General features: G+C 74.8%; 20 protein-coding genes. 9 read left to right on the top strand and 11 right to left on the bottom strand.

Annotated features, from left to right (window positions below; all coding sequences use genetic code 11):
- The 6 genes from LG634_RS30505 to LG634_RS30480 all read right to left on the bottom strand — a co-directional run.
- Positions 1-827 (bottom strand): ECF transporter S component (locus LG634_RS30505; protein WP_226738508.1); only part of this gene is annotated, 827 nt, incomplete at its 3' end.
- Positions 824-2,614 carry an ABC transporter ATP-binding protein gene (locus LG634_RS30500; protein WP_226738506.1) on the bottom strand — a complete coding sequence of 597 codons (1,791 nt, stop codon included), beginning with the start codon at positions 2,612-2,614 and terminating at the stop codon, positions 824-826. The genes LG634_RS30500 and LG634_RS30505, both read right to left, overlap by 4 nt.
- Positions 2,611-3,804: an energy-coupling factor transporter transmembrane component T gene (locus LG634_RS30495; RefSeq protein WP_226738504.1), complete on the bottom strand. Its 1,194-nt coding sequence runs from the start codon at positions 3,802-3,804 to the stop codon at positions 2,611-2,613. Before LG634_RS30495 ends, LG634_RS30500 begins: the two co-directional genes overlap by 4 nt.
- Positions 3,805-4,028: 224 nt before the next feature.
- Positions 4,029-4,676, bottom strand: a complete 648-nt coding sequence (locus tag LG634_RS30490) for an SCO2322 family protein (RefSeq protein ID WP_226738502.1) — start codon at positions 4,674-4,676, stop codon at positions 4,029-4,031.
- Positions 4,673-5,926: an SCO2321 family membrane protein gene (locus LG634_RS30485; RefSeq protein WP_226738500.1), complete on the bottom strand. Its 1,254-nt coding sequence runs from the start codon at positions 5,924-5,926 to the stop codon at positions 4,673-4,675. The genes LG634_RS30490 and LG634_RS30485 overlap by 4 nt, the downstream gene beginning before the upstream one ends.
- 309 nt (positions 5,927-6,235) lie before the next feature.
- On the bottom strand, positions 6,236-7,330 hold the full coding sequence (locus LG634_RS30480) for a Strvi_7410 family MBL fold metallo-hydrolase (RefSeq protein ID WP_226738511.1): 1,095 nt from the start codon (positions 7,328-7,330) through the stop codon (positions 6,236-6,238).
- A gap of 226 nt (positions 7,331-7,556) precedes the next feature.
- Between LG634_RS30480 and LG634_RS30475 the strand changes: the two genes are divergently transcribed.
- The 3 genes from LG634_RS30475 to LG634_RS30465 all read left to right on the top strand — a co-directional run bounded on the left by LG634_RS30475 (position 7,557) and on the right by LG634_RS30465 (position 9,997).
- Complete coding sequence (locus LG634_RS30475; protein ID WP_226738498.1) at positions 7,557-9,026, top strand: aldehyde dehydrogenase; 1,470 nt, start codon at positions 7,557-7,559, stop codon at positions 9,024-9,026.
- Complete coding sequence (locus tag LG634_RS30470) at positions 9,026-9,259, top strand: ferredoxin (RefSeq protein WP_226738496.1); 234 nt, start codon at positions 9,026-9,028, stop codon at positions 9,257-9,259. Before LG634_RS30475 ends, LG634_RS30470 begins: the two co-directional genes overlap by 1 nt.
- 123 nt (positions 9,260-9,382) lie before the next feature.
- Entirely contained in the window at positions 9,383-9,997 is a 615-nt protein-coding gene (locus LG634_RS30465; protein WP_226738494.1) for a hypothetical protein, read from the top strand.
- Positions 9,998-10,060: 63 nt separating this feature from the next.
- Here LG634_RS30465 and LG634_RS30460 read toward each other — a convergent pair whose 3' ends face one another.
- Positions 10,061-10,699 carry a TetR family transcriptional regulator gene (locus LG634_RS30460; RefSeq protein WP_226738493.1) on the bottom strand — a complete coding sequence of 213 codons (639 nt, stop codon included), beginning with the start codon at positions 10,697-10,699 and terminating at the stop codon, positions 10,061-10,063.
- Between the two features lie 207 nt (positions 10,700-10,906).
- Here LG634_RS30460 and LG634_RS30455 point away from each other — a divergent pair, with 207 nt between their 5' ends.
- The 4 genes from LG634_RS30455 to LG634_RS30440 all read left to right on the top strand — a co-directional run bounded on the left by LG634_RS30455 (position 10,907) and on the right by LG634_RS30440 (position 14,989).
- Positions 10,907-12,271, top strand: a complete 1,365-nt coding sequence (locus LG634_RS30455) for a glycosyltransferase family 4 protein (RefSeq protein WP_308072709.1) — start codon at positions 10,907-10,909, stop codon at positions 12,269-12,271.
- A 69-nt stretch (positions 12,272-12,340) separates the two neighbouring features.
- Positions 12,341-13,075, top strand: a complete 735-nt coding sequence (locus LG634_RS30450; RefSeq protein ID WP_226738492.1) for a class I SAM-dependent methyltransferase — start codon at positions 12,341-12,343, stop codon at positions 13,073-13,075.
- Positions 13,072-14,160 carry a glycoside hydrolase family 15 protein gene (locus LG634_RS30445; RefSeq protein WP_226738490.1) on the top strand — a complete coding sequence of 363 codons (1,089 nt, stop codon included), beginning with the start codon at positions 13,072-13,074 and terminating at the stop codon, positions 14,158-14,160. The genes LG634_RS30450 and LG634_RS30445 overlap by 4 nt, the downstream gene beginning before the upstream one ends.
- Positions 14,161-14,341: 181 nt before the next feature.
- A complete protein-coding gene (locus LG634_RS30440; RefSeq protein WP_264203800.1) occupies positions 14,342-14,989 on the top strand; it encodes a hypothetical protein in 648 nt (215 codons plus the stop codon).
- A gap of 61 nt (positions 14,990-15,050) precedes the next feature.
- Here the strand turns inward: LG634_RS30440 and LG634_RS30435 are convergent, their stop codons facing one another.
- The 4 genes from LG634_RS30435 to LG634_RS30420 all read right to left on the bottom strand — a co-directional run bounded on the left by LG634_RS30435 (position 15,051) and on the right by LG634_RS30420 (position 19,171).
- Positions 15,051-16,061: an LLM class F420-dependent oxidoreductase gene (locus LG634_RS30435; RefSeq protein ID WP_226738486.1), complete on the bottom strand. Its 1,011-nt coding sequence runs from the start codon at positions 16,059-16,061 to the stop codon at positions 15,051-15,053.
- 104 nt (positions 16,062-16,165) lie between these two features.
- The gene (locus LG634_RS30430; RefSeq protein WP_226738484.1) at positions 16,166-17,029 is read right to left on the bottom strand and encodes a hypothetical protein; all 864 of its coding nucleotides are present in this window, start codon (positions 17,027-17,029) and stop codon (positions 16,166-16,168) included.
- A 128-nt stretch (positions 17,030-17,157) separates the two neighbouring features.
- A complete protein-coding gene (locus LG634_RS30425; protein ID WP_226738482.1) occupies positions 17,158-18,177 on the bottom strand; it encodes an N-acetylmuramoyl-L-alanine amidase in 1,020 nt (339 codons plus the stop codon).
- Positions 18,178-18,532: 355 nt separating this feature from the next.
- Complete coding sequence (locus tag LG634_RS30420) at positions 18,533-19,171, bottom strand: class I SAM-dependent methyltransferase (RefSeq protein ID WP_226738480.1); 639 nt, start codon at positions 19,169-19,171, stop codon at positions 18,533-18,535.
- A 190-nt stretch (positions 19,172-19,361) separates the two neighbouring features.
- On the opposite strand from LG634_RS30420, the gene LG634_RS30415 reads away from it, so the two are divergent.
- Together LG634_RS30415 and LG634_RS30410 are read left to right on the top strand one after the other, a co-directional pair.
- Complete coding sequence (locus tag LG634_RS30415; RefSeq protein ID WP_226738478.1) at positions 19,362-21,527, top strand: acyl-CoA dehydrogenase family protein; 2,166 nt, start codon at positions 19,362-19,364, stop codon at positions 21,525-21,527.
- Between the two features lie 12 nt (positions 21,528-21,539).
- Positions 21,540-22,754, top strand: coding sequence for a lipid-transfer protein (locus LG634_RS30410; protein WP_226738477.1), 1,215 nt, complete (start codon positions 21,540-21,542; stop codon positions 22,752-22,754).
- The last annotated feature ends 90 nt before the right edge of the window (positions 22,755-22,844 follow it).

The following is a 22,844-nucleotide window of genomic DNA, read 5'->3' as shown; positions in this document are numbered from 1 at the left end:
GCACGGGGGTGCTCCGGGCCCGATCCGGCACCCGAATCGAAGGAAACCGGGGCATCGAACGCCGCTTTCCTCGTGGCCCGGCGCAGCGCGCGGAGCAGCGTCCCGCCCAGGGCCATGGTCAGGACGACCGTGAGCGCGGCCCGGCCCAGGTCCCAGCCGAGGGACGTGGCCGCGCAGTACGCGAGGAACCGGACCAGGTTCTCCGCCACCGGATCGCCCGGGTGGAAGGACACACCGGAGCCCATGCCCTGGAGCAGCACCCAGCCCTGGAGGTTCATCACCGTGCCGTACGCGAAGGAGCCCGCGAAGCCGTACGCCGCGAGCATCACCAGCTCCGTACGGCCGCGGATCCGGTCCGGGCCCGGCAGCAGGCCCGCGCCCAGGGCGAACCAGCCCAGCGCCAGCATCTGGAACGGCATCCACGGACCGACCCCGCCGGTCAGCAGGGCCGACGCGAACATGGTGACGGCCCCCAGGACGAAGCCGAAGCCGGGGCCGAGGACGCGGCCGCTCAGCACCATCAGGAAGAACATGGGTTCCAGGCCGGCGGTGCCCGCGCCCAGCGGGCGCAGGGCGGCGCCGACGGCGGCCAGGACGCCGAGCATCGCCACCGCCTTGGCGTCCATGCCGTTGTCGGCGATCGTCGCCACCACCACCGCGACCAGCAGCGGGAGCAGCGCGGCGAACAGCCAGGGGGCGTCCTGCGAGTGCGCCAGCCCGGACTGCCGGTCGGCGAGCAGGGGCCAGCCGAAGGCGGCGATGCCGATGAGGGTGACGAGGACCAGGGCGGCGGCCGCGCGGGGGCCGATGCGGACCGGGCGGCTCATGCGTCTGCCTCCGGTGGGACCGGGGCTTCCCGGCCGGCCAGGGCGGCGGCCACCTGGGAGACGGTGAGCCAGTGGCCGGGGGCGAGGATCTTGGCGACCTGCGGGGCGAAGGCGGGAGAGGAGACCACGACCTCGGCCGTCGGACCGTCCGCGACGATCTCCCCGCCGGCCAGGATCACCACGCGCTGCGCCAGCTCGGCGGCGAGCTCCACGTCGTGGGTGGCCAGCACGATGGAGTGGCCGGCGGCGGCCAGGCCGCGCAGCACCTCGACCAGCCGGGTCTTCGCGGCGTAGTCGAGGCCGCGGGTCGGCTCGTCGAGGAGCAGCAGGCCGGGGCGGCCGGTGAGGACGAGGGCCAGGGCGAGGGCGAGGCGCTGGCCCTCGGAGAGGTCGCGGGGGTGGGTGTCGTCCGGTACGCCGGGCAGCAGGGCGGACACCAGGTCGCGGCAGGTGCCGGGGGTGGCGCGGGCGTCCGCGTCGGCCGCCTCGCATTCGGCGGCGACGGTGTCGGCGTACAGGATGTCGCGGGGGTCCTGGGGGACGAGGCCGACGTGGTGGACCATGTCGGCGGGCGGGGTGCGGTGGGGGGCGCGGCCGGCCACCCGCACCTCGCCGGTGGTGGGCTCGATCATGCCGGCGAGGGTGGCGAGCAGGGTGGACTTGCCGGCGCCGTTCCTGCCCATGAGCGCGATGGTCTCGCCCTTGCCGATGGCCAGGGTGAGGTGGCGCAGGACCTCTGCCCTTCCTCGGCGGACGGTGATGTTCCTGGCGTGGGTCGCCGGGTCCCCCTGTACGGAGGGTGGGGGCGGGGGTGCGGTGCGGAGGCGGGAGAGGAGGGGGCGGCGGGTCGTGGGGGCGCTGCCGGTGGGGTGGGGCGGGTGGACGGCCGTGTGCACGGGGGCGCTTCCCCCGGACCCCCGCGCCTCAAAGGCCCGCGGGGCTGGGGTTTGCCCGACCGGGACCGGAAAGGCGTCCGACAGGCGCGCGCGCAGCGGGGCGGCTCGGCGGCGGGCGTCGCGGACCGAGAGGGGGAGGGGGGCCCAGTGGGCGAGGCGGCCGAGGGTGACCACCGGGGGGTGGACCGGGGAGACGGCCATGATCTCGGCGGGGGTGCCGAGGAGGGGAGTGGCGGCGGGGGCGGGGATGAGGAGGACGCGGTCGGCGTACTGGACGACGCGTTCCAGGCGGTGCTCGGCCATGAGGACCGTGGTGCCGAGGTCGTGGACGAGGCGCTGCAGGACGGCCAGGACCTCCTCGGCCGCCGCCGGGTCCAGCGCGGACGTCGGCTCGTCCAGGACCAGGACCTGCGGGTGCGGGGTGAGCACGGAGCCGATCGCCACCCGCTGCTGCTGGCCGCCGGACAGGCTCGCGAGCGGGCGGTCGCGCAGGTCGCCCAGGCCCAGCAGGTCGAGCGTCTCCTCGACCCGGCGCCGCATGACCGCCGGGGCCAGGCCCAGCGACTCCATGCCGTACGCCAGCTCGTCCTCGACCGTGTCCGTCACGAAGTGCGCGAGCGGGTCCTGGCCCACGGTGCCGACCACGTCGGCGAGCTCGCGCGGCATGTGGGTACGGGTGTCCCGGCCCGCGACCGTCACCCGGCCGCGCAGCGTCCCCCCGGTGAAGTGCGGGACCAGCCCGGAGACGGCGCCGAGCAGGGTGGACTTGCCGACCCCGGACGGGCCGACGAGCAGCACCAGCTCGCCCTCGGGGACGACCAGGTCCACGTCCTTGAGGGTGGGCGCGTCGGCACCGTCGTAGGTGACCGACACCCGGTCGAAACGGATCACGGGGATTCCTTGGCTGGGGCGGGCGGCAGCGGGGCGACGAAGGCGGGGAGCAGGCCGATGAGGATGCCGGCGGCCGGCCACAGCGGCAGGCCGGGCGTGACCAGCGGCACCACCCCGGGCTGCAGCCCGGCCGGATCGAGGCTGCCGGCCCGGATCAGTACGGCGGCCACGGCCGCGCCGGACCCGGCCACCAGCCAGGACCGGAGGCCCCACCGGTCGGGGCGGTAGCGGGTACGGATGCTGCGCCGGCCGCCGAGGCGGAGCCCGGCCAGCGCGAGGACCAGGCCGCCGACCAGGACCGGCGTACCGAAGCGGGCGCCGTCGGCGGCGAGCAGGCCGTACGTGCCGGCGCACATGCCGAGCAGGCCGCCGAGGGTGAGGAGGTTGGTGGTGTGCCGGACCGCGGGCGGGACCGCGGCGGTCCGGCCGTAGCCGCGGGCGTCCATGGCGGCGGCCATCGCGACGGATCGTTCGAGGGCGCCCTCCAGGACCGGCAGGCCGATCTGGAGGATCGCCTTCACACCGCCGGTCGGGCGGCCGCGCAGCCGGCGGGCGTTCCGCAGCCGCACCACGTCCGCGACCATGTTCGGCGCGAACGTCATCGCGACGACCACCGCCACGCCCGCCTCGTACAGGGCGGCCGGCAGGGACTTCAGCAGCCGGGCCGGGTTGGCGAGCGAGTTCGCGGCGCCGACGCAGATGAGGAGGGTGGCGAGGCGGATGCCGTCGTAGGCGGCGAAGACCAGCTGCTCGGCGGTCACCCGGCCGCCGAAGCGGACACCCTGGGCCCAGGCGGGCAGGGGGACCTCGGGCAGGGTGAAGAGCAGGTGGGTGCCGGGGATGGGCGAGCCGAGCACCACGGAGAACACGAGCCGCAGCCCCAGGACGAACAGTCCGAGCTTGACGAAGGCGCCGTACGAGCGGGCCCACGGCGCGTCGGTCCGCCGGGCCGCGACGACGTACCCGGCCACTCCGATGATCATGCCGAGCAGCAGCGGGTTGGTGGTCCGCGAGGCGGCCGTGGCCAGCCCCAGGGCCCACAGCCACCAGGCTCCGGCATGCAGCGCATTGCTCCGGCTCGCTTCGGGGGCGGACCATCGCCCGGCCCGGCGCCCGCCGTTCCCGGCTCCGCCGGTGGGGGTGCCCGGGGCCGGGCGGGGCGCGCGCGTTCCGCCCCGACGGGCCTTCACGTACAGGTCGGGCGGCAGGACGTCGCGGCCGTCCCGGGCCGGGGCGCCGGGCTGGGGCGGCTGCGCGGCGGTGGGTGCGGGGGCGCTGCCCCCGGACCCCTGCGCCTCAATCGCCGGCGGGGCTGGGGATGTGCCGGGCGGGGCCGGGGATGTGCCGGGCGGGGTTGGAAATGCGCCGGGCGGGGGTGGGGTGGGGGGTTGGGCCGGGGTGGTGGTGGGGTGGGTCATCGGGAGCGGCGGCGGCGGGATTGCCAGACGGCGGCTGCGGCCAGGGCGGCGAGGGCGGCCAGACCGACGGGCAGGGTGAGGGAGGGGCCGCCGTCGGACTGCTTCGGGGAGGCGGTCGCGGCGGGGCGGTCGGAGACCTGCTCCGCGCAGCCCTGCCGCGGGTAGCCCGAGATCGCGCACAGCAGGGCCGCGCTGTCGTAGCGGAGCGGCTTCGCCACCGCGGCGAGGGCATCGGCGGCCGTCGCGGACTCGTCGACCGTCGCGCAGGCGGTACGGGGCGCCGGCTGCGGCGGGGTCTCGCCGGACGGGGCGTCCGCGGCCGTGCCGAAGTCGACGACCAGGGCGATCCGCTTGTGATCCGCCCGTTCCGGCACGGCCGCGCAGATCTTCGCGAAGTCCGCCGCCGCCCGCGGCTGCGCCGCCTTCGCGGAGTCCTCGCTCACCGCGAACCGGAACCCGACGGTGTCCCCGTCGGCGGGCCGGAGCTGGGCCGGGCCCTGGGTGGCGTACGTCCAGGTGCCGGCGCCGCCCTCCCAGAAGGACCAGTACCGGTACCCGGCCGCGGCGGCCGTCCCCGTTCCCGGCAGGGCCGCCAAGACCCCGGCCAGGAGCAGCACGGCCGCCGCGCGCAGCCGTCGGGTCACGGCTGCTGCCGCTTCCGGCGGCCGCTCAGCAGGATGCCGATGCCCACACCGGCCGCGCCGCCGGCGCCGACGATCCACCAGACCTTCCCGTCGCCCGTCTCGACCGTGTCGTTCTCGTCGCCCGCCGTGCCGGACGCCGACACGGCCTCCGGACCCTGCGCGCCCAGCTGCCTCACCAGGTCGGTGCCGCCGAACGCCCGCGGGTCGGCGCCGCCGGCGTGCGCGGCCAGGATGAGCTGCGCGTAACCGGCCGGGCCGGCGGTCTTCGCCCAGGCGGCGGAGTTCTTCTCCAGCCAGGCCAGCGGCTTGGCGGCGGCCGCCTTGTGGCCGCCGGCGGCCAGCGCGACGACGGCGTCGGCGGTGTTGCCGTAGTCCGGCTGGTCGGTGGCGCCGGGCATGGCGGACATCAGGTGGTCGCCGGTCTTCGCCATGGTCGTGGTCAGGTAGTCGGCGGCGCCCATCGCGGACTGCGCGGCGTCCTTCGGACCGCGCTTGCAGGCGATCGGCTTCGACGCGACCGGCACGTCCGTCTTCGGGGGCGCGACGACCAGGCCCTTGCCGAGCACGCCCAGTGCGGCCGCGGCGGTCGCGTCCGCGTTGGCGGCCAGCTTGCCCTTCTTGTCCGGCTGGTACGCGAAGGCGCCCATGTCGGCGGCCTTGGACACGCCGTCCTGCACGCAGGCCAGCTGGAGCACGGTCAGCGCCTGGTAGGGGCCGTTGTCCTTCTTCGAGCGGACCGACTCCGGCCGCTCGCCGGCCGCGGCGAGGGCGCCCACGACGATCGCGGTGGAGTTGGCGTCGCTGGGCGCGCCCGGGCCGGGGCTGTAGGCCCAGCCGCCGTCCTCGTTCTGCACGGACTTCAGCCAGGCGACGGCCTTCTTGACGGCGGCGTCGTGGCCGCCGAGCGCGGCGAGGGCCTGCACGGCGGCGGCGGTCGCGTTCGAGTCGGCCATCGCCTTGGCGTCGCAGGGCTTCGCGGGGGCGGCGCGGAACGCGGTGAACGAGCCGTTCGCGCACTGCTGCCCGGCCAGCCAGTCCACGGCCTGGCCGGCCGGCTTGAGGCCGACGGTGTCCTGGGCGAGGAAGGCCAGCGACTGGCGCCACACGCCGTCGTACGTCGGGTCGCCCTGCCCGTACAGGCCGGACGGGATCACCGGGGCGGGGGAGGGTGCGGCGAAGGCGGCGGGGGCGGCGGCCACGCAGAGCACGGCGGTTGCGGCGAGCGCGGCGGCGCTGCGGCGGACGGTCATGGCGGGCGATGCCTCTCCTGCTGGGGAGCGGAGCGGGCACGCGGGAGTACCGGGCTCCGGCTCCGTACTCCTCGACGGTGCCGGCCACCGGGACCGGCGGCGCGAGCCGTGCACCTCCGCGCCGGGCATTCCGGCTCGCCGCCCGGGGGGCGGCTCACGGCTGCGGGTCAGCGCCGGTTTCCCACCGGTCTTCCCCCGGAGCGGAGTGTTGACGACCGCCCCACTCTACCGGCCCGTAACGCCCGCCTCCCAGCCCCCGGGCTTACCTCGCGCGCCCGGGGCGGCCCTGCCCCGGGCGCGGGGACGCGGTCAGACCGCCCGGTAGCGGACCGGGTCGGTGCCCGGGACCGGCTCGGCGCGGCCCAGTTTCACCAGGCGGCGGAGATGCGCCTCGGCCTCGGAGACGGCGATGTTGCGGGAGCCGTACGGGATCTGCGCCCAGGGGCGGTTCCACTCCATGCGTTCCGCCAGGCCCCACGGGGTGAGCGGGTCGCGCAGCAGGCGCCACAGGTCTTCGAGGCGCTCCTCGTGGTGGGCGAGGAGCTCCCGGACCCGGGCCGGGGCGTCGGTGAAGGCGTGCTGGTGGGCCGGGAGGACCTCGGCCGCGCCGAGCCGGCCGATCCGCTCCAGGGAGTCCAGGTAGTCGCCGAGGGGGTCGGTGACCTGGACGACCCCGTTCTCGTCGGGGGCCTCGTACAGGCCGATGTGCGGGGAGATGCCGGGCAGCAGGTGGTCGCCGGAGAACAGGCGGCCGTTGCCGGGCAGGTTCGCCGGGTGCGCCTCCTCCAGGTGCAGGCAGACGTGGCCGGGGGTGTGCCCGGGGGTCCAGACCGCCCGCAGCCGCCGCCCGGCCAGCGGCAGCAGGGCGCCGGGCTCGATCTCGCGGTCGGGCAGGGCGGCGCGCAGCCCCGGCAGGGTCCGCATCCGGCCCGTCTGCCGGGCGGCGCGCAGCGGGGCGAGGTGGTCCTCGGGGGCGCCGGCGGCGGCGAGCTTGTCGCCGAGGTAGTCGAGCCAGACGGCCGGCTCGGCGTCCCTGGTGCGCCGGACCACGGCCGCGTCGGCGGCGTGCATGGCGATCCAGGCGCCGGACTCCTCGCGGACCCGGCCGGACAGGCCGTGGTGGTCGGGGTGGTGGTGGGTGATGACCACGCCGTGCACGTCCCCGGGGCTGAGGCCCAGCGCGCCGAGGCCCGCGACCAGGGTGTCCCAGGAGTCGGGGTCGTCCCACCCGGTGTCGACGAGAACCGGCCCGCGGTCGGTGTCGAGGACGTGGACGAGGGTGTGGCCGAGCGGGTTGTCGGGGATGGGCACGCTGATGGCGTGGACCCCGCCGCCGTGGTCCCGTACCTCTCCCGCCCGCGGCGGTGCGTCCGCGCCCTGCGGTGCTCGTGGTTCCTCCGGCATGGCAGCCCCCTGTTCTGGATCGTGCACGGGACCACCGTAACGAGAACTCGTTCCAGTGGTAGCCCAAGTCGACCATCCCGTGCGGGTTCTGACCAGTCGTCGGATGGGGTCGCCGGGATCGGGGTCCGGGCGTTCCGTCCGGGCCGTGGACTCCTGGAACTAGAACTGGTATCAGTTCTGAAACAGCGTCAGGGAAGATCCGGGGCGGCCGCAGGAGGCATCAGCCATGACCGAGTTCGTGGAACACGGAAAGCTGTTCATCGGCGGGGAGTGGGCCGATCCCCTGGGGACGGAGACCATCGAGGTCGTCTCGCCGCACACCGAGCAGGTCATCGGGCGGGTCCCGCACGCCTCCCGGGAGGACGTCGACCGGGCCGTCGCCGCCGCCCGGCAGGCGTTCGACCAGGGGCCCTGGCCGCGGATGGGCCTCGACGAGCGGATCGCGGTGGTCACCCGGATCAAGGACGCGATCGCCGTCCGGCACGAGGAGATCGCCCGCTCGATCAGCTCCCAGAACGGCTCCCCGTACTCCTGGAGCGTCCTGGCCCAGGCCCTCGGCCCGATGATGGTCTACGACGCCGCCGTCACCGTGGCCCGCGAGTTCACGTACGAGGAGTACCGGCAGGGCGTGCTCGGCCCGATCGTGGTGCGCCGGGAGCCGGTCGGCGTGGTCGCGGCCGTCGTGCCGTGGAACGTGCCGCAGTTCGTCGCCGCCGCCAAGCTCGGACCGGCGCTCCTCGCCGGCTGCTCGGTGATCCTCAAGCCGTCCCCCGAGTCGCCGCTCGACTCCTACCTGCTCGCCGAGATCGCCGCCGAGGCCGGGGTGCCGGAGGGCGTGCTGTCCGTGCTGCCCGCCGACCGCGAGGTCAGCGAGTACCTGGTCGGGCACCCCGGCGTGGACAAGGTCGCCTTCACCGGGTCGGTCGCCGCCGGCAAGAGGGTCATGGAGGTCGCCGCCCGCAACCTCACCCGGGTCACTCTGGAACTCGGCGGCAAGTCCGCCGCCGTGATCCTCCCCGACGCCGACCTCGCCACCGCGGTCCCCGGGCTCGTCCAGTCCGCCTGGGTGAACAACGGGCAGGCGTGCGTGGCCCAGACCCGCATCCTCGCCCCGCGCAGCCGCTACGACGAGGTCGCCGAGGCCCTCGCGGCGGCCGCCGGCGCACTGGTCGTCGGCGACCCGCTGGACCCCGCCACCCAGGTCGGCCCGCTGGTGGCCCGGCGGCAGCAGCAGCGCTCCCTCGACTACATCCGGCTCGGCCAGGAGGAGGGCGCGAAGGTCCTCGCCGGCGGCGGGGTGCCGCGCGGGCAGGAACGCGGCTGGTACGTCGAACCCACCCTGTTCGGCGACGTCGACAACGGCATGCGGATCGCCCGCGAGGAGATCTTCGGCCCGGTCGTCTGCCTGCTGCCGTACGGCACCGAGGAGGAGGCGGCGGCCATCGCCGACGACTCCGACTACGGCCTCAGCGGCAGCGTCTGGACCGCGGACGTGGAACACGGCATCGACTTCGCGCGCCGCGTGCGCACCGGCACGTACAACGTCAACACCTTCAGCCTCGACATGATGGGCCCCTTCGGCGGCTACAAGAACAGCGGTCTGGGCCGCGAGTTCGGCCCCGAGGGCCTCGGCGAGTACCTGGAGCACAAGATGATCCACCTGCCGGCCGGCCACCAGCCCGGGGCGGGTGCCTGATGGGGGACCGCTGGCACGTCGAGGTGGACCGCGGCGTCTGCATCGGCTCGGGCATGTGCCTCACCCACGCACCGGGCGGCTTCACCCTCGACTCGGCCCGCCAGTCGCACCCGGTGACCCCCGACACCGACGCCAGCGAACCCCTCCTGACGGCCGCCGAGAGCTGCCCGGTCGAAGCCATCCTCATCACCCTCCGCGACTCGGGCGAACCGGTGTTCCCGCCGGAGGAGTAGCCGCCACCCCTGCCGCACGCCCGTGCTGAGCCCGCCGGCCCGCCGGCCCGCCCGGCCCGTGTGCCACACTCCTGCGACACCCCGGACGCATCTGTTCCGGGGGTTCGCAAGGGGTGGAAGCGCATGTACGGCATGAAATGGGCGGCGCCGGCCGTCGGAGCGGTCCTGCTGCTGGCGGGCTGCAGCGGTGGCGGCGGGGCCGCCGAGGGGGGCGGCAAGGAGACGGCGGCCGCCACGAAGAGCGCGTTCGGGCGGAAGACCGTCCAGGGCGAGATCAACGACGCCACGAAGGCCGCCGGGCTGCCCGACAGCGGGCGGCCGAAGGGCGAGCTGCCCGCCTCCGCACCCGCTTCGGCCACGGCGAAGGAGAAGCTGACGTACCGGGCGCTGGCGTGCACCGCGCCGTGGCAGTGGCTCGACATGGGCCTGCCCGGCGAGAAGGCGGTGGACCCGGCCAAGGCGTACGACAAGGCCGTCGCCGAGCTCACCGCACGCGGCTGGCAGGACGAGGGCCGCAGCGAGACGAAGCCGGACCCGAAGAGCACGTCCGTGCAGACCGTGCTGACCAAGCAGGGCTGGACCCTGTACGCACGCCACCACGCCTTGAAGTCGATGCACTCGGTGTCCTTCACCGCCACCGAAGACGCCTGCATGCGCGGTTTCACGCCGAAGGAGCAGGAGCAGCTGCTGGAGGAGGAAGGCCGCGCCCCGGGCACGGGCGCCGGCACGGCCGACTGACGCCCCGCACGGCCGGCTGACGCCCGCACGAGCCGGCGGCCGGGAGGAACCGGCCGCCGCGCCTCACCCCGGCCGCTGGGATCCGGCCTTTTCCGGAGCGGTCAGTTCGATCAGCCGGCACACCGTCTCGATGTCGATCTTCACCTGTGCGATCGACGCCCGCCCCGACAGCCAGGTGATCAGCGCCGAGTGCCAGGTGTGCTCGATGACGCGGACCGCGGACAGCTGCTCCGCGGTCGGCGGCCCGTCCAGGCCCATCGCGTCCAGGATGATGGCCGTGGTCAGCCGGGACACGGTGTCCACCTCCGGGCTGACGCTGCGGTCCGCGAACGTCAGCGCCCGGACCATCGCGTCCGCGAGGTGCGGCTCCCGCTGCAGCGCCCGGAACGCCCGCATCAGCGTCTCCGCGACTCGCTCCGAGGGGTCCTCACCGGCCGGCGGGCGCTTGCGCAGCGTCGTGTGCATGTGCTGGAGCTGGTCCTGCATCGTCGCCACCAGCAGGTGCACCTTCGACGGGAAGTACCGGTACAGCGTGCCCAGCGCCACGCTGGACGACTCGGCGACCTCCCGCATCTGGACCGCGTCGAAGCCGCCCCGGCTGGCCAGCTGCGCACTCGCGTGCAGGATCCGCCGCCGGCGCGCCTCCTGCCGCTCGGTCAGGGGCGGAGAGGCGGGGGTGACGGCCTTGGCTTCCGCTGTCATGTGTCCCATCTCTTCCGCGTGTCCGTGAGCTCCGGTGGCTCAGCATGGCAGGACCGCCGGTGGTGGCGCGAATCACCTGCTCCGCCTCTTACGGTGTGGTTTCCGGCCGGTAGATTCAATGCTCCGCGACGGATCAAGTCTGAAACTTGTTCTAGATTATCCGAGCGGTTACGCTCCGCCGAAAGTGCAGCGAGAAGGGGGCCGGGAGTGACCGCTGAGGCCATGGTGGAGAGCCCTTTCGCGGGTTCCGCCGCTGACGGCGACCGGCCGTTGCGCATCGCACTCCTCACGTACAAAGGGAACCCGTTCTGCGGCGGCCAGGGCGTCTACGTCCGGCACCTCTCCCGCGAACTGGCCCGCCTCGGCCACACCGTCGAAGTGATCGGCGCGCAGCCCTACGCCGTCCTCGACGAGGTCACCGACGGAGTCCCCGGCGGCGGCCTGTCCCTCACCGAGCTGCCCAGCCTCGACCTGTACCGCCAGCCCGACCCGTTCCGCACGCCCGGGCGCGGCGAGTACCGCGACTGGATCGACGCGCTGGAGGTCGCCACCATGTGGACCGGCGGCTTCCCCGAGCCGCTGACCTTCTCGCTGCGCGCCCGCCGCCACCTGGCCGCCCGCCGCGGCGAGTTCGACGTCGTCCACGACAACCAGACCCTCGGCTACGGGCTGCTCGCCGACCTCGGCGCGCCCCTGGTCACCACCATCCACCACCCGATCACCGTCGACCGGCAGCTGGAGCTGGACGCCGCCAAGGACCGCAAGCGGCGCGCCTCCGTCCGCCGCTGGTACGCCTTCACGCGCATGCAGGCCCGGGTCGCCCGCCGGCTGCCGTCCGTGCTGACCGTCTCCGGCTCCTCGCGCCAGGAGATAGCCGACCACCTCGGTGTCCGCGACGACCGCATCCACGTCGTCCACATCGGCGCCGACACCGAGCTGTGGTCCCCGGACCCGGCCGTCGCCCGGGTGCCCGGCCGGATCGTCACCACCTCCAGCGCCGACGTCCCGCTCAAGGGGCTCGTGTACCTGATCGAGGCCCTCGCCAAGCTCCGCACCGAGCAGCCCGGCGCCCACCTCGTCGTCGTCGGCAAGCGCGCCGAGCGCGGCCCGGTCGCCAAGGCCATCGAGACGTACGGGCTCCAGGACGCCGTCCGGTTCGTCAAGGGCATCACCGACGCCGAGCTCGTCGACCTGGTCCGCAGCGCCGAGGTCGCCTGCGTGCCCTCCCTCTACGAGGGCTTCTCGCTGCCCGCCGCCGAGGCCATGGCCACCGGCACCCCGCTGGTCGCCACCACCGGCGGCGCGATCCCCGAGGTCGCCGGACCCGACGGCGAGACCTGCCTGGCCGTGCCCACGGGCGATGCCGGGGCGCTCGCCGGCGCCCTCGGCCGGCTGCTCGGCGACCCGGAGCTGCGCGCCCGCCTCGGCGAGGCCGGCCGGGCCCGGGTGCTGGAGAAGTTCACGTGGGCCAAGGCCGCCGAGGGCACCGTCGCGCACTACCGGGCGGCCATCGCCCGCGCCGGCTCCACCCGTACCACCGGCACCGCCCGCACCACCGGCTCCGCCCGCTGATCCGAGGCCCCAGGACCACCCCGCGATGACGCACCACCCCCACTCCCTCGACCGCGAAGGCAGGACCTCGTGCTGACCGTCGATTTCTCCCGGTTCCCGCTCGCCGCCGGCGACCGCGTACTCGATCTGGGCTGCGGCGCCGGCCGGCACGCCTTCGAGTGCTACCGGCGCGGCGCCCAGGTGGTCGCCCTCGACCGCAACGGCGAGGAGATCCGCGAGGTCGCCAAGTGGTTCGCCGCGATGAAGGAGGCCGGGGAGGCGCCCGCCGGGGCCACCGCCACCGCCATGGAGGGCGACGCGCTCGCCCTGCCGTTCCCCGACGAGTCGTTCGACGTCGTCATCATCTCCGAGGTCATGGAGCACATCCCCGACGACAAGGGCGTGCTCGCCGAGATGGTGCGCGTCCTGCGGCCGGGCGGCCGGATCGCCATCACCGTCCCGCGGTACGGCCCCGAGAAGATCTGCTGGGCGCTCTCCGACGCGTACCACGAGGTCGAGGGCGGCCACATCCGCATCTACAAGGCCGACGAACTCCTCGGCAAGATGGAGCAGGCCGGCCTCAAGCCGTACGGCACCCACCACGCGCACGGGCTGCACTCCCCGTACTGGTGGCTCAAGTGCGCCTTCGGCGTGGACAACGACAAGGCGCTGCCGGTCAAGGCGTACCACAAGCTCCTGGTCTGGGACATCATGAAGAAGCCGCTGGCCACCCGGCTCGCCGAGCAGGCGCTCAACCCCGTCATCGGCAAGAGCTTCGTGGCGTACGCGACCAAGCCGCACCTGCCCGCCGGCGCCGCCCAGTGAGCTCGCCCGGGCGTACCGAACACCTGGTCCTGCCCGGCGTGCTGACGGCCGACCAGGCCGCCGAGACCGTCGCCGGCATCCTCGCCGTCCAGCGCACGGACGGTGCGATCCCGTGGTTCCGCGGGCACCACCTCGACCCGTGGGACCACACCGAGGCCGCCATGGCCCTGGACGCCGCCGGCGAGCACGCGGCCGCCGAACGCGCCTACGCCTGGCTGGCCCGGCACCAGAACGCCGACGGCTCCTGGTACGCGGCCTACGCCGACCGGCCCGAGGGCGTGGACACCACCACCCCGCAGGACGGCGGCAAGGAGAGCAACTTCAGCGCGTACGTCGCGGTCGGCGTCTGGCACCACTACCTGGCGACCGGCGACGACACCTTCCTCGACCGCATGTGGCCGGTGGTCTACGCGGCCGTGGAGTTCGTCCTCGGCCTCCAGCAGCCGGGCGGGCAGATCGGCTGGAAGCGCGAGCCCGACGGCACCGCCGTCGCCGACGCGCTGCTGACCGGCTCCTCGTCCGTGCACCAGGCGCTGCGCTGCGCACTGGCCATCGCCGAGCACCGCGAGGAGCCGCAGCCGGACTGGGAGCTCGCGGCCGGTGCGCTGGCGCACGCGATACGCCGGCACCCCGAGCGGTTCCTCGACAAGGACCGCTACTCCATGGACTGGTACTACCCGGTCCTCGGCGGGGCGCTCACCGGCGCGGAGGCCAAAGCGCGCATCGAGGCCCGCTGGGACGAGTTCGTCGTCCCGGACCTCGGCGTCCGCTGCGTCCTGCCGAACCCGTGGGTGACCGGCGGCGAGAGCTGCGAACTGGCCCTCGCCCTCTGGGCGATGGGCGAGTCGGACCGCGCCCTGGACATCCTCCGCTCCATCACCCACCTGCGCGCCGACGGCGGCATGTACTGGACCGGCTACGTCTACGAGGACCGCGCGGTCTGGCCCGTCGAGCAGACCACCTGGACCGCCGGCTCCCTGCTGCTCGCCGTGGCCGCACTGGGCGGGGACGAGGCGACGACGGCCGTGTTCGGCGGTACGGAGCTTCCGGCAGGGCTCGATCCGGACTGCTGCGCAGGGGTCTGACGAAGGTCTGACCGGGGCAGGGTGCGGGGTGCCGCGCCGGTGCGCCAGCGGGGCGGTCCGTACGGGTGGCCCGAGTGGCGGGGCGTGGGGTGACGGGTGAACCTGCGGGGGACACCTCACTCCCCCGGAGGACACCGTGTCCATACCGTCCACACCCACGACCAACCGTTTCCGCCGCGGCATGACGGCCTTCGCCCTGTGCACCGCGCTGCTCGCGGGCGCCGCCGGGTGCAGCGACGCCGGCACGACCGGCGCCGGTGCCCGCGGCCAGGGCGGAGCGGTCGCGCTGTCCCTCGCCCCGGCGGCCCGCCCGGACCTCGTCGAGGCGGTACGGGCACAGGCCGCCACGGCCGCCTGGGAGGCGGAGGCCGAGGCCCTGGCGGCCGAGGCCGCGCCGACGGCCACGGCCACCACCGAACAGCGGCGGCTCGCCAAGACGCGCTTCGTCGCCAATGTGGGGCTGGCGGCGGGGGCGACGTACCAGTGGATCGTCAAGCCGTACAAGGCGGGCAAGTTCAAGAAGGGCACGAAGGGGCGCTGGCTCGCCCTCGGGAAGGCCGGGTTGGCCGGTGCGTTCGCATACAACCAGCTGAAGAGGGCGGTGCGGAACGCGGAGGCCGATCCGCTGCTGTCCAAGGCGCTCGCCCCGCTGACGGCCGGGATCGAGTCGCTGAAGGGGCTGGGGACGAAGCTGCGCAAGGGGCAGGTGGGGGACGCGGACATCTCGTCGCTCGAAGGCGTCATCAACGGAGTGAAGGATGCGGGCAAGAGCGCAGGTGCGGAGGTGGTGGACAAGGACGTCACCGTCGGCCAGTTGACCGGCGGCTGACGCCCCGGGGCTCCGCCCCGGACCCCGGTCCTCGAGCGCCGGATCACGAGCCTCGCCGAAGTCAGAGGGCCAGCTCGGCCAGGACGCGGAGGGTGTGGGGGTCGGGGGACGTGACCAGGAGGTCCGTGACGGGGGTGGCGCGCCAGCGGGCCAGGCGTTCGGCGATGCGTTCGCGGGGTCCCACCAGCGAGATCTCGTCGGCGAACGCGTCGGGGACGGCGAGGACCGCCTCTTCCTTGCGCCCGGCGAGGAACAGGTCCTGGATCCGCCGGGCCTCCGCCTCGTACCCCATCCGCCCCATCAGATCCGCGTGGAAGTTCCGCGCCGCATGCCCCATGCCCCCGATGTAGAAGCCGAGCATCGCCTTCACCGGCAGCAGCCCCTCCGCGACGTCGTCGCAGACCTTCGCCCGCACCATCGGGGCGATCATGAATCCGTCCGGCACCGCGGCGAGCGCGTCCTCGTACACGTCCGTCCGGGTGGGCGACCAGTACAGCGGCAGCCATCCGTCCGCGATCCGCACGGTCTGCGCGACGTTCTTCGGCCCCTCGGCCCCCAGCAGCACCGGCAGGTCCGCCCGCAGCGGATGCGTGATCGGCTTCAGCGGTTTGCCGAGCCCCGTGCCGTCCGCCCCCCGGTACGGGTGCGCGTGGAACCGCCCGTCCAGCGCCACCGGCGCCTCGCGCCGCAGCACCTGCCGCACCACGTCCACGTACTCGCGGGTCGCGGTCAGCGGACTGGCGGGGAAGGGCCGCCCGTACCAGCCCTCCACCACCTGCGGGCCGGACAGCCCGAGTCCCAGCATCATCCGCCCGCCGGACAGGTGGTCGAGGGTGAGGGCCTGCATCGCGGTGGCGGTCGGCGTCCGCGCGGCCATCTGGGCGATCGCGGTGCCCAGCCGGATCCGCGAGGTGTGCGCGGCGATCCAGGTCAGGGTGGTGAAGGCGTCCGAACCCCAGGCCTCGGCGGTCCACACCGAGTCGTAGCCGAGCCGTTCCGCCTCGGCGGCCAGGTCGAGATGGGCCGGCTGGGGGCCGCGGCCCCAGTAGCCGAGCGCGAGTCCCAGGCGCATGAGTCCCCTCCGTTGCACCGAATCTGACGGCCAGTCAGGGGACTGTAGGGCAACGGCCCCCAGCCCGGAAGGGCGGGGGGCCGTCGTCGCAGCGGGTGCGCGGGTCAGCCGCGCTGGATGTCCGAGGTGTCCTGGAGGACGCCGCGCCGGCCGTCCTGCGTCTGCGCGACCAGGGCGGCCGGGCCGCGCTGGTCCACCGCGAGGTACCAGGTGCCGGGGGCCAGCTCGGCGATCTGCGCGCCGGAGCCGTCCTCCGCGAACAGCGGACGGGCCGCCGGGACGGCGAACCAGAACGCCGCGAACTCCGCCGCCGGCGCGGGCTGCGCGGCGAGCGGGTCGTGCCCGCCCTGGGCGCCGGGCCCGCCGTGCTGCGGACCGGGACCGCCGTGCTGCGGGGCCGGGTCCTGCTGCCCGCCGAACGGAGCACCGGCCTGCTGGCCGCCGAACGGCTGCTGCTGACCGGGGTAGCCGTACCCGCCGGGCTGCTGCTGGCCGGGCTGTCCCGGCTGGCCGCCGAACGGGGCCGCCGCGGCCGGGGCCGGAGCCGGCAGCAGCGGGCCCTTCAGGGCGGGCACCTTCGAGCCGAAGAGCGTCGCGCCGGTCAGCGCCAGCGTGGCGAGGAAGGCCAGGATGGCGCCCGCGCCCAGGCCGCCGTTGTCCGGGCTGAGGATCAGCGACCACAGCGAGGACCAGGTCGCGGCCACCACCAGCACCGTGCCCCACGCGGTCATCGGCAGGCCGAGCAGCTGGCGGGACTGCGGCTGGAAGCGCGCGGCGAGCAGCAGGCCGGTGCCGATGAAGCCCAGCAGGAAGATCGACGGGAGGACCAGGAAGAACGCGTCGGTGTCCCAGGCGCTCGGCATGTCGATTCCGTCGACGGAGTAGTAGTCGAGGAACGAGGCGATGAACAGCAACGCCGCTGCTCCGATCACCACGCCGTCGCCTCTTGTGAGGGAGCGGATGTTCACTTGGATGTCCTTCTCGTCGTCTCGTCGTCGTGGTGCCGCGGCCGCTGCCAGGGGCGGAGCGAGGCGGCAACCATGGTACGGATGCTCCCCGCGCCGAGTCGGCCGGGGGCGCCCGCCCCCGTCCAGGACTACCCGCCCAGGAACCCGACGATGCCGTCGGCGATGCCCTGTGCCGCCTTCTGCCGCCACTGCGGATCCGTCAGCAGGGCCGCGTCTTTGGCGTCACGCATGTTGCCGCATTCGATGAACACCTTGGGGCGTTTCGACAGGTTGAGGCCGCCGAGATCGCTGCGGACGACCAGTCCGGTTCCGCCGCCCACGTAGTTGGAGGGGGCGAGGCCGGTGGTGCGCAGGTAGTTCCCGGCGATGCGCTCGCCGAGTTCGCGGGACGGGCCGACGATGGCGGCGGTGTCCGCCGCCCCGCCCTTCACCTTGGCGGGGAGGATCACGTGGAAGCCGCGGTTGCCGGCGGAGGAGCCGTCCGCGTGGACGGAGACCACCGCGTCGGCGGCCGCCTCGTTGCCGATCCGGGCCCGCTCGTCGATGCAAGGCCCCCAGGCGCGGTCCGCCTCGTGGGTGAACACGACGCGGGCGCCCTGCCGTTCGAGGATCGTGCGGAGGCGGCGGGACACGTCGAGGCTGAACTCGGCTTCCTTGTATCCGGCGTTGGTGGTCGTGCCGGTGGTGTCGCACTCCTTGCGGGCGGTGCCGATGTCGACGAGCTGGTTGATCTCGCGGGTGTGCTGGAAGTTGGCGGGGTTGTGGCCGGGGTCCACGACGACGGTGCGGCCGGCGAGGGGGGCGGCGGGGTTCGGGGCGGCGGCGGTCGGGGTGGCGGGGCCCGGAGTGGCCGGGGCGGCGCTCGCGGATGCCGATGCCGATGCCGAGGCCGTGCCGGACGGCGGGGTCGGGGTGGCCGCCACCGGGCGCGGCTTGGCGTCGCCGGGGGCGGGCGGGGGTGCGGCGGTGCCGGCGGGCTCGGCGCTGCCGGTGAAGACCTGGGTGAGGACCCAGCCGGCCAGGCATACGGGGGCCAGGGCGGCCAGGGCGACCGTCAGGGTGGAGCGGCGCAGCAGCCGGGGCTGGTGGCGGCCGGGGGGGATGGAGGCGGTGGACTCCGGGGGCGGGGGGCTGTCGTCGTACGGCACGTCGCGATGCTAGTGCCGTGTGCCCGGCCCTGCCCCCCGTTACATCGGCCGGGGGCGCGTCCCCCTCGCCGGGGCTCCGCCCCGCCGCCCCTGGTCCTCAATCGCCGGACGGGCTGGTTGCCGCCCCCGCGGCGTCGGCCCGCCCCGGGGGACCCCCGCGCAGGGGCTCCGCCCCCACACCCCCGCGCCTCAATCGCCGGCGGGGCTTGATTTTCGCCCCGCCGGGTCGGCCCGCCGAGCGGCACCCACCTTTCGGGGCTCCGCCCCGGGGCTTTTGGCCCCGCCGGCGATTGAGGCGCGCGGGGTCCGGGGCGGAGCTCCGAGAGTCAGCCCCGCCGGCGATTGAGGCGGAGCGCTACAGGCCGGTCGTCGTGCGGCGGAGGACTCGGAGGGAGTCCGTCGCGGACGTTTCGGTGAAGGCGCCCGAGGCAAGGGCCCGGCAGTAGATGCGGTAGGGGGCCTGCCCCCCGTCCGCGGGGTCGGGGAAGACGTCGTGGATCACCAGCAGGCCACCGACGGCAAGGTGCGGCACCCAGCCCTCGTAATCCGCCGTCGCGTGCTCGTCCGTGTGGCCGCCGTCGATGAACACGAGGCCCACCGACCCGCCCCAGACCGCCGCCGCCTGCGGCGACCGCCCGACGACCGCGAGGACGTGCTCCTCCAGCCCCGCCTTGTGCAGCGTCCGCCGGAACGTCGGCAGCGTGTCCATCAGCCCGATCTCCGGATCGACCACGGAGGGGTCGTGGTACTCCCACCCCGGCTGCTGCTCCTCGCTGCCCCGGTGGTGGTCCACGGTCACCGCGACCACCCCCGCCTCCCGCGCCGCATCCGCCAGCAGCAGTGTCGAGCGCCCGCAGTACGTGCCGACCTCCAGCAGCGGCAGCCCCAGCGCGGCCGCCTCGGCGGCGGCCTCGTACAGGGCCAGCCCCTCCCGCAGCGGCATGAAGCCCTTGGCGGCCTCGAAGGCGGCAAGGGTCTCCGGCTTGGGTGCCATGGTCTCTCCCGGCGGGTGCGATGGGCGACGGCGCGTACCGCGCCTGACGTGGGCCCTCATGCTGCCCTACCCCCCGGTAATCCACCACGCCGGGTCCCGTCACCAATCTGACCTTCCGTCAGAATGGAACGTGTTCTACTCTGGCCCGCGACCGGCGACCGGACGCACGCGACATCGGGCGGGGATCCGTATGGGCATCGGAATCACAGCGGAGCAGCGGGAGTTGGCCGCAGCCGTACGCGGCTGGGCGGCCCGGACGGTGCCCCCCGAGGAGGTGCGCAAGCTCCTCGACAGCCCGCCCCGGACCGGCGTACGCCCCGGCTACTGGGACGCCATGGCCGCCCAGGGCCTGCTCACCCCGCACCTGGAGGACGGCGCCGGCCTGCCCGACCTGGCCGTCGTCGCCGAGGAGGCCGCCCGCGCCGCCCTGCCCGGCCCGTTCCTGCCGAACGCCCTGGCCGCCGCCGTCCTGGCCGGCGCCGGCGCCCCCGGCCTCGCGGCCGCGCTCGGCGACGGCAGCCGGATCGGGGCGGTGGCCCTGGCCGCCGGCACCCTGACCGCCGTCGCCGTCGAGGGCGGCGGACACCTCCTCGACGGCACCGCCCCGCCGGTCCTCGGCGCCGGCGAGGCCGACCTCGTCGTACTCGCCGCCGAGGCCGCGCACGGCACCCTCTGGTTCGCCGTCGACACCACCGCCCTCGACGTCCGCACCCACGACAGCGCCGACCCCACCCGCCCCACCGCCGAGGTCACCGCCCGCGGCGCCCTGGTGCCCGCGGACCGGCTGCTCGCCGTGGAAGGCGCCCTCGTCCGCGATCTGGCCTGCACCGTCTTCGCCGCCGACGCCTGCGGTACCGCCGCCTGGGCCCTGGAGACGGCCGCCGCCCACGCCAGGGTGCGCGAACAGTTCGGCAGTCCGATCGGCCGCTTCCAGGGCGTCAAGCACCTGTGCGCCGACATGCTGGTCCGCCTCGAACAGGCCCGCGCCCTCGCCTGGGATGCCGCCGCGGCCGCCGATCCGTCCGCCGGCGAGCCGCCCGAGGTCCGCGGCCTGGTCGCCGCCCTCGCCGCCGGCACCGCCCTCGATGCCGCGTACGGCTGCGCCAAGGACTGCATCCAGATCCTCGGCGGCATCGGCTTCACCTGGGAGCACGACGCCCACATCCACCTCCGCCGGGCCCTCGTCGCCCGGCAGCTCCTCGGCCCCGGCGACGGCCACCGCACCCGCGCGGTCCGGCTCGCCGCGGCCGGCGCCCGCCGCGAGCTGCGCCTCGCACTGCCCCCGGAGGCCGACCGGCACCGCGCGCAGGCCCGTACGGCCGCCGCCGCGGCCGCCGGACTCGACCCGGCCGCCGCCCGTCGGGCCCTCGCCCCCACCGGCTACGCCGCCCCCCACCTGCCCCCGCCGTACGGCCTCGGCGCCGGCCCCGTCCAGCAGCTCGCCGTCCAGCAGGAGCTGGCGGCCGCCGGGGTCAAGGTCGCCGACCTGGGCATCGCCACCTGGGTCGTCCCGTCCCTCCTCGCCTACGGCACCCCCGCCCAGCGGGACCGCTACCTCGGGCCCACCCTGCGCGGCGACCTGCTCTGGTGCCAGCTGTTCTCCGAACCCGGCGCCGGCTCCGACCTCGCCTCCCTGCGCACCCGCGCCGAACGGCTGCCGGACGGGCGGTGGCGGGTCAACGGGCAGAAGGTGTGGACGAGTTCCGCGCACACCGCCGACCACGGCATCCTGCTCGCCCGCACCAACCCGGACGCGCCCCGGCACCTCGGGCTCACGTACTTCGTCGTCGACATGAAGCACACCGCCGGGATCACCGTCCGCCCGCTCAAGGAGATCACCGGCGAAGCCCTCTTCAACGAGGTCTTCTTCGACGACGTCCTGCTCCCCGCCGACGCGGTCGTCGGCGACGTGGACGGCGGCTGGCGGGTGGCGCGCCACACCCTCGGCAACGAGCGGGTCCACATGGCCGACCAGATGACCTTCTCCACCGGCCTCGAAGCGCTGATCGCCCGGGCCGGCGCGCTGGACGGCGCCCACCGGGCCCGGATCGGCGCGCTCGCGGCCGAGGCGCACGCCCTGGCCTGCATCGGGCTGCGCACCACCCTCCAGCAGGTGTCCGGACTGGAGCCGGGGGCGGGCGCGTCGATCCGCAAGCTGGTCCAGACCCCGCACCAGCAGCGGACCGCCGAGCTGGTGCTCGAACTGCTCGGGCCGGCGGGCGCGGTCTGCGAGGGGGCGGGGGAGCGGGCGGTGCACGGGATGCTCATGTCCCGCTGCCTGACCATCGCCGGCGGCACCACCCAGGTCCAGCTGAACGTCGTGGCCGAGCGGATCCTCGGCCTCCCCAGGGACTAGGAGTCGTACATCGTGAAGTCGTACATCGTGGGCGTCGGCATGACGAAGTTCGAGAAGCCGGAATCGAGGGACTGGCAGTACTGGGACATGGCGAAGGAGGCCGGACAGGCGGCGCTCGCGGACGCCGGGATCGGGTATGGGCAGGTCCAGCAGGTGCCCGTGGGCTACTGCTTCCAGCCGTCCACGGCCGGGCAGCGGGCGGCGTACGAGCTGGGGCTGACCGGGGTGCCGGTCTACAACGTGAACAACAACTGCGCCACCGGCTCCACCGCCCTGATGACGGCCCGGCAGCTCGTCGAGGGCGGGATCGCGGACTGCGTGCTCGCGCTCGGCTTCGAGAAGATGAAGCGGGGGGCGCTGGGCGGCGCCACGGACGGGGGCGCCCGCGGCGGAGCCGCTGAAGATCTCGGCAAGACCTCGCCGGTGGCCCGGCACTACGGAGTGATGGCGGCCCGGCACGGCTTCGACATGACCCCGCCCACGGCGCAGATCTTCGGGAACGCGGCCCGCGAGCACATGGAGCGGTACGGGACCACAGAGGAGCAGCTGGCGGCGGTCGCCGCGAAGAACCACCGGCACTCGGCGGACAACCCGAACGCGCAGTTCCGCGACGTCTACACGGTCGAGGAGGTCCTCGCCGCGAAGGAGATCCACCGGCCGCTGACGAAGCTGCAGTGCTCGCCGACGTCGGACGGGGCGGCGGCGGCCGTGGTGGTGTCGGAACGGTTCCTCGTGCAGCACGGTCTGCACGGGCGGGCCGTGGAGATCGCCGCCCAGGCGATGACCACCGACACGGGGGAGTCCTTCGCGTCCGGGTCGTGCATCGACGTCGTCGGACGGCCCATGTCCGCGGCGGCGGCCCGCCAGGTGTACGAGCGGTCCGGGCTCGGCATCGAGGACGTCGACGTGATCGAGCTGCACGACTGCTTCTCCGTCAACGAGCTGCTGACGTACGAGGCGCTGGGGATGTGCGGGGAAGGCAAGTCGGGGGAGCTGGTGTCGTCCGGCGGGACGACGTACGGCGGGCGGTGGGTCGTCAATCCGTCGGGCGGCCTGATCTCGAAGGGGCACCCTCTCGGTGCGACCGGGCTTGCGCAGGTCGCGGAGCTGACCTGGCAGCTTCGTGGCGAGGCCGGTGCGCGGCAGGTTGCCGGTGCGCGTGTCGCCCTGGCGCACAACATAGGCCTCGGCGGCGCCGCCGTCGTCACCCTCCTCCGCCACCCCTGACCCCGCCCTGGGGGGCTGCTTCTCGGGGCTCCGCCCCGGACCCCGGTCCTCAAGCGCCGGACGGGCTGGTTTCCCCCTGGCGGAGTGGAC

Origin of the sequence: Streptomyces bambusae (assembly GCF_020532645.1) — a bacterium.
Taxonomy (GTDB): domain Bacteria; phylum Actinomycetota; class Actinomycetes; order Streptomycetales; family Streptomycetaceae; genus Streptomyces; species Streptomyces bambusae.
Note: the sequence above shows the minus strand (reverse complement) of the source record. Positions and strands in the feature narration are given on the sequence as shown.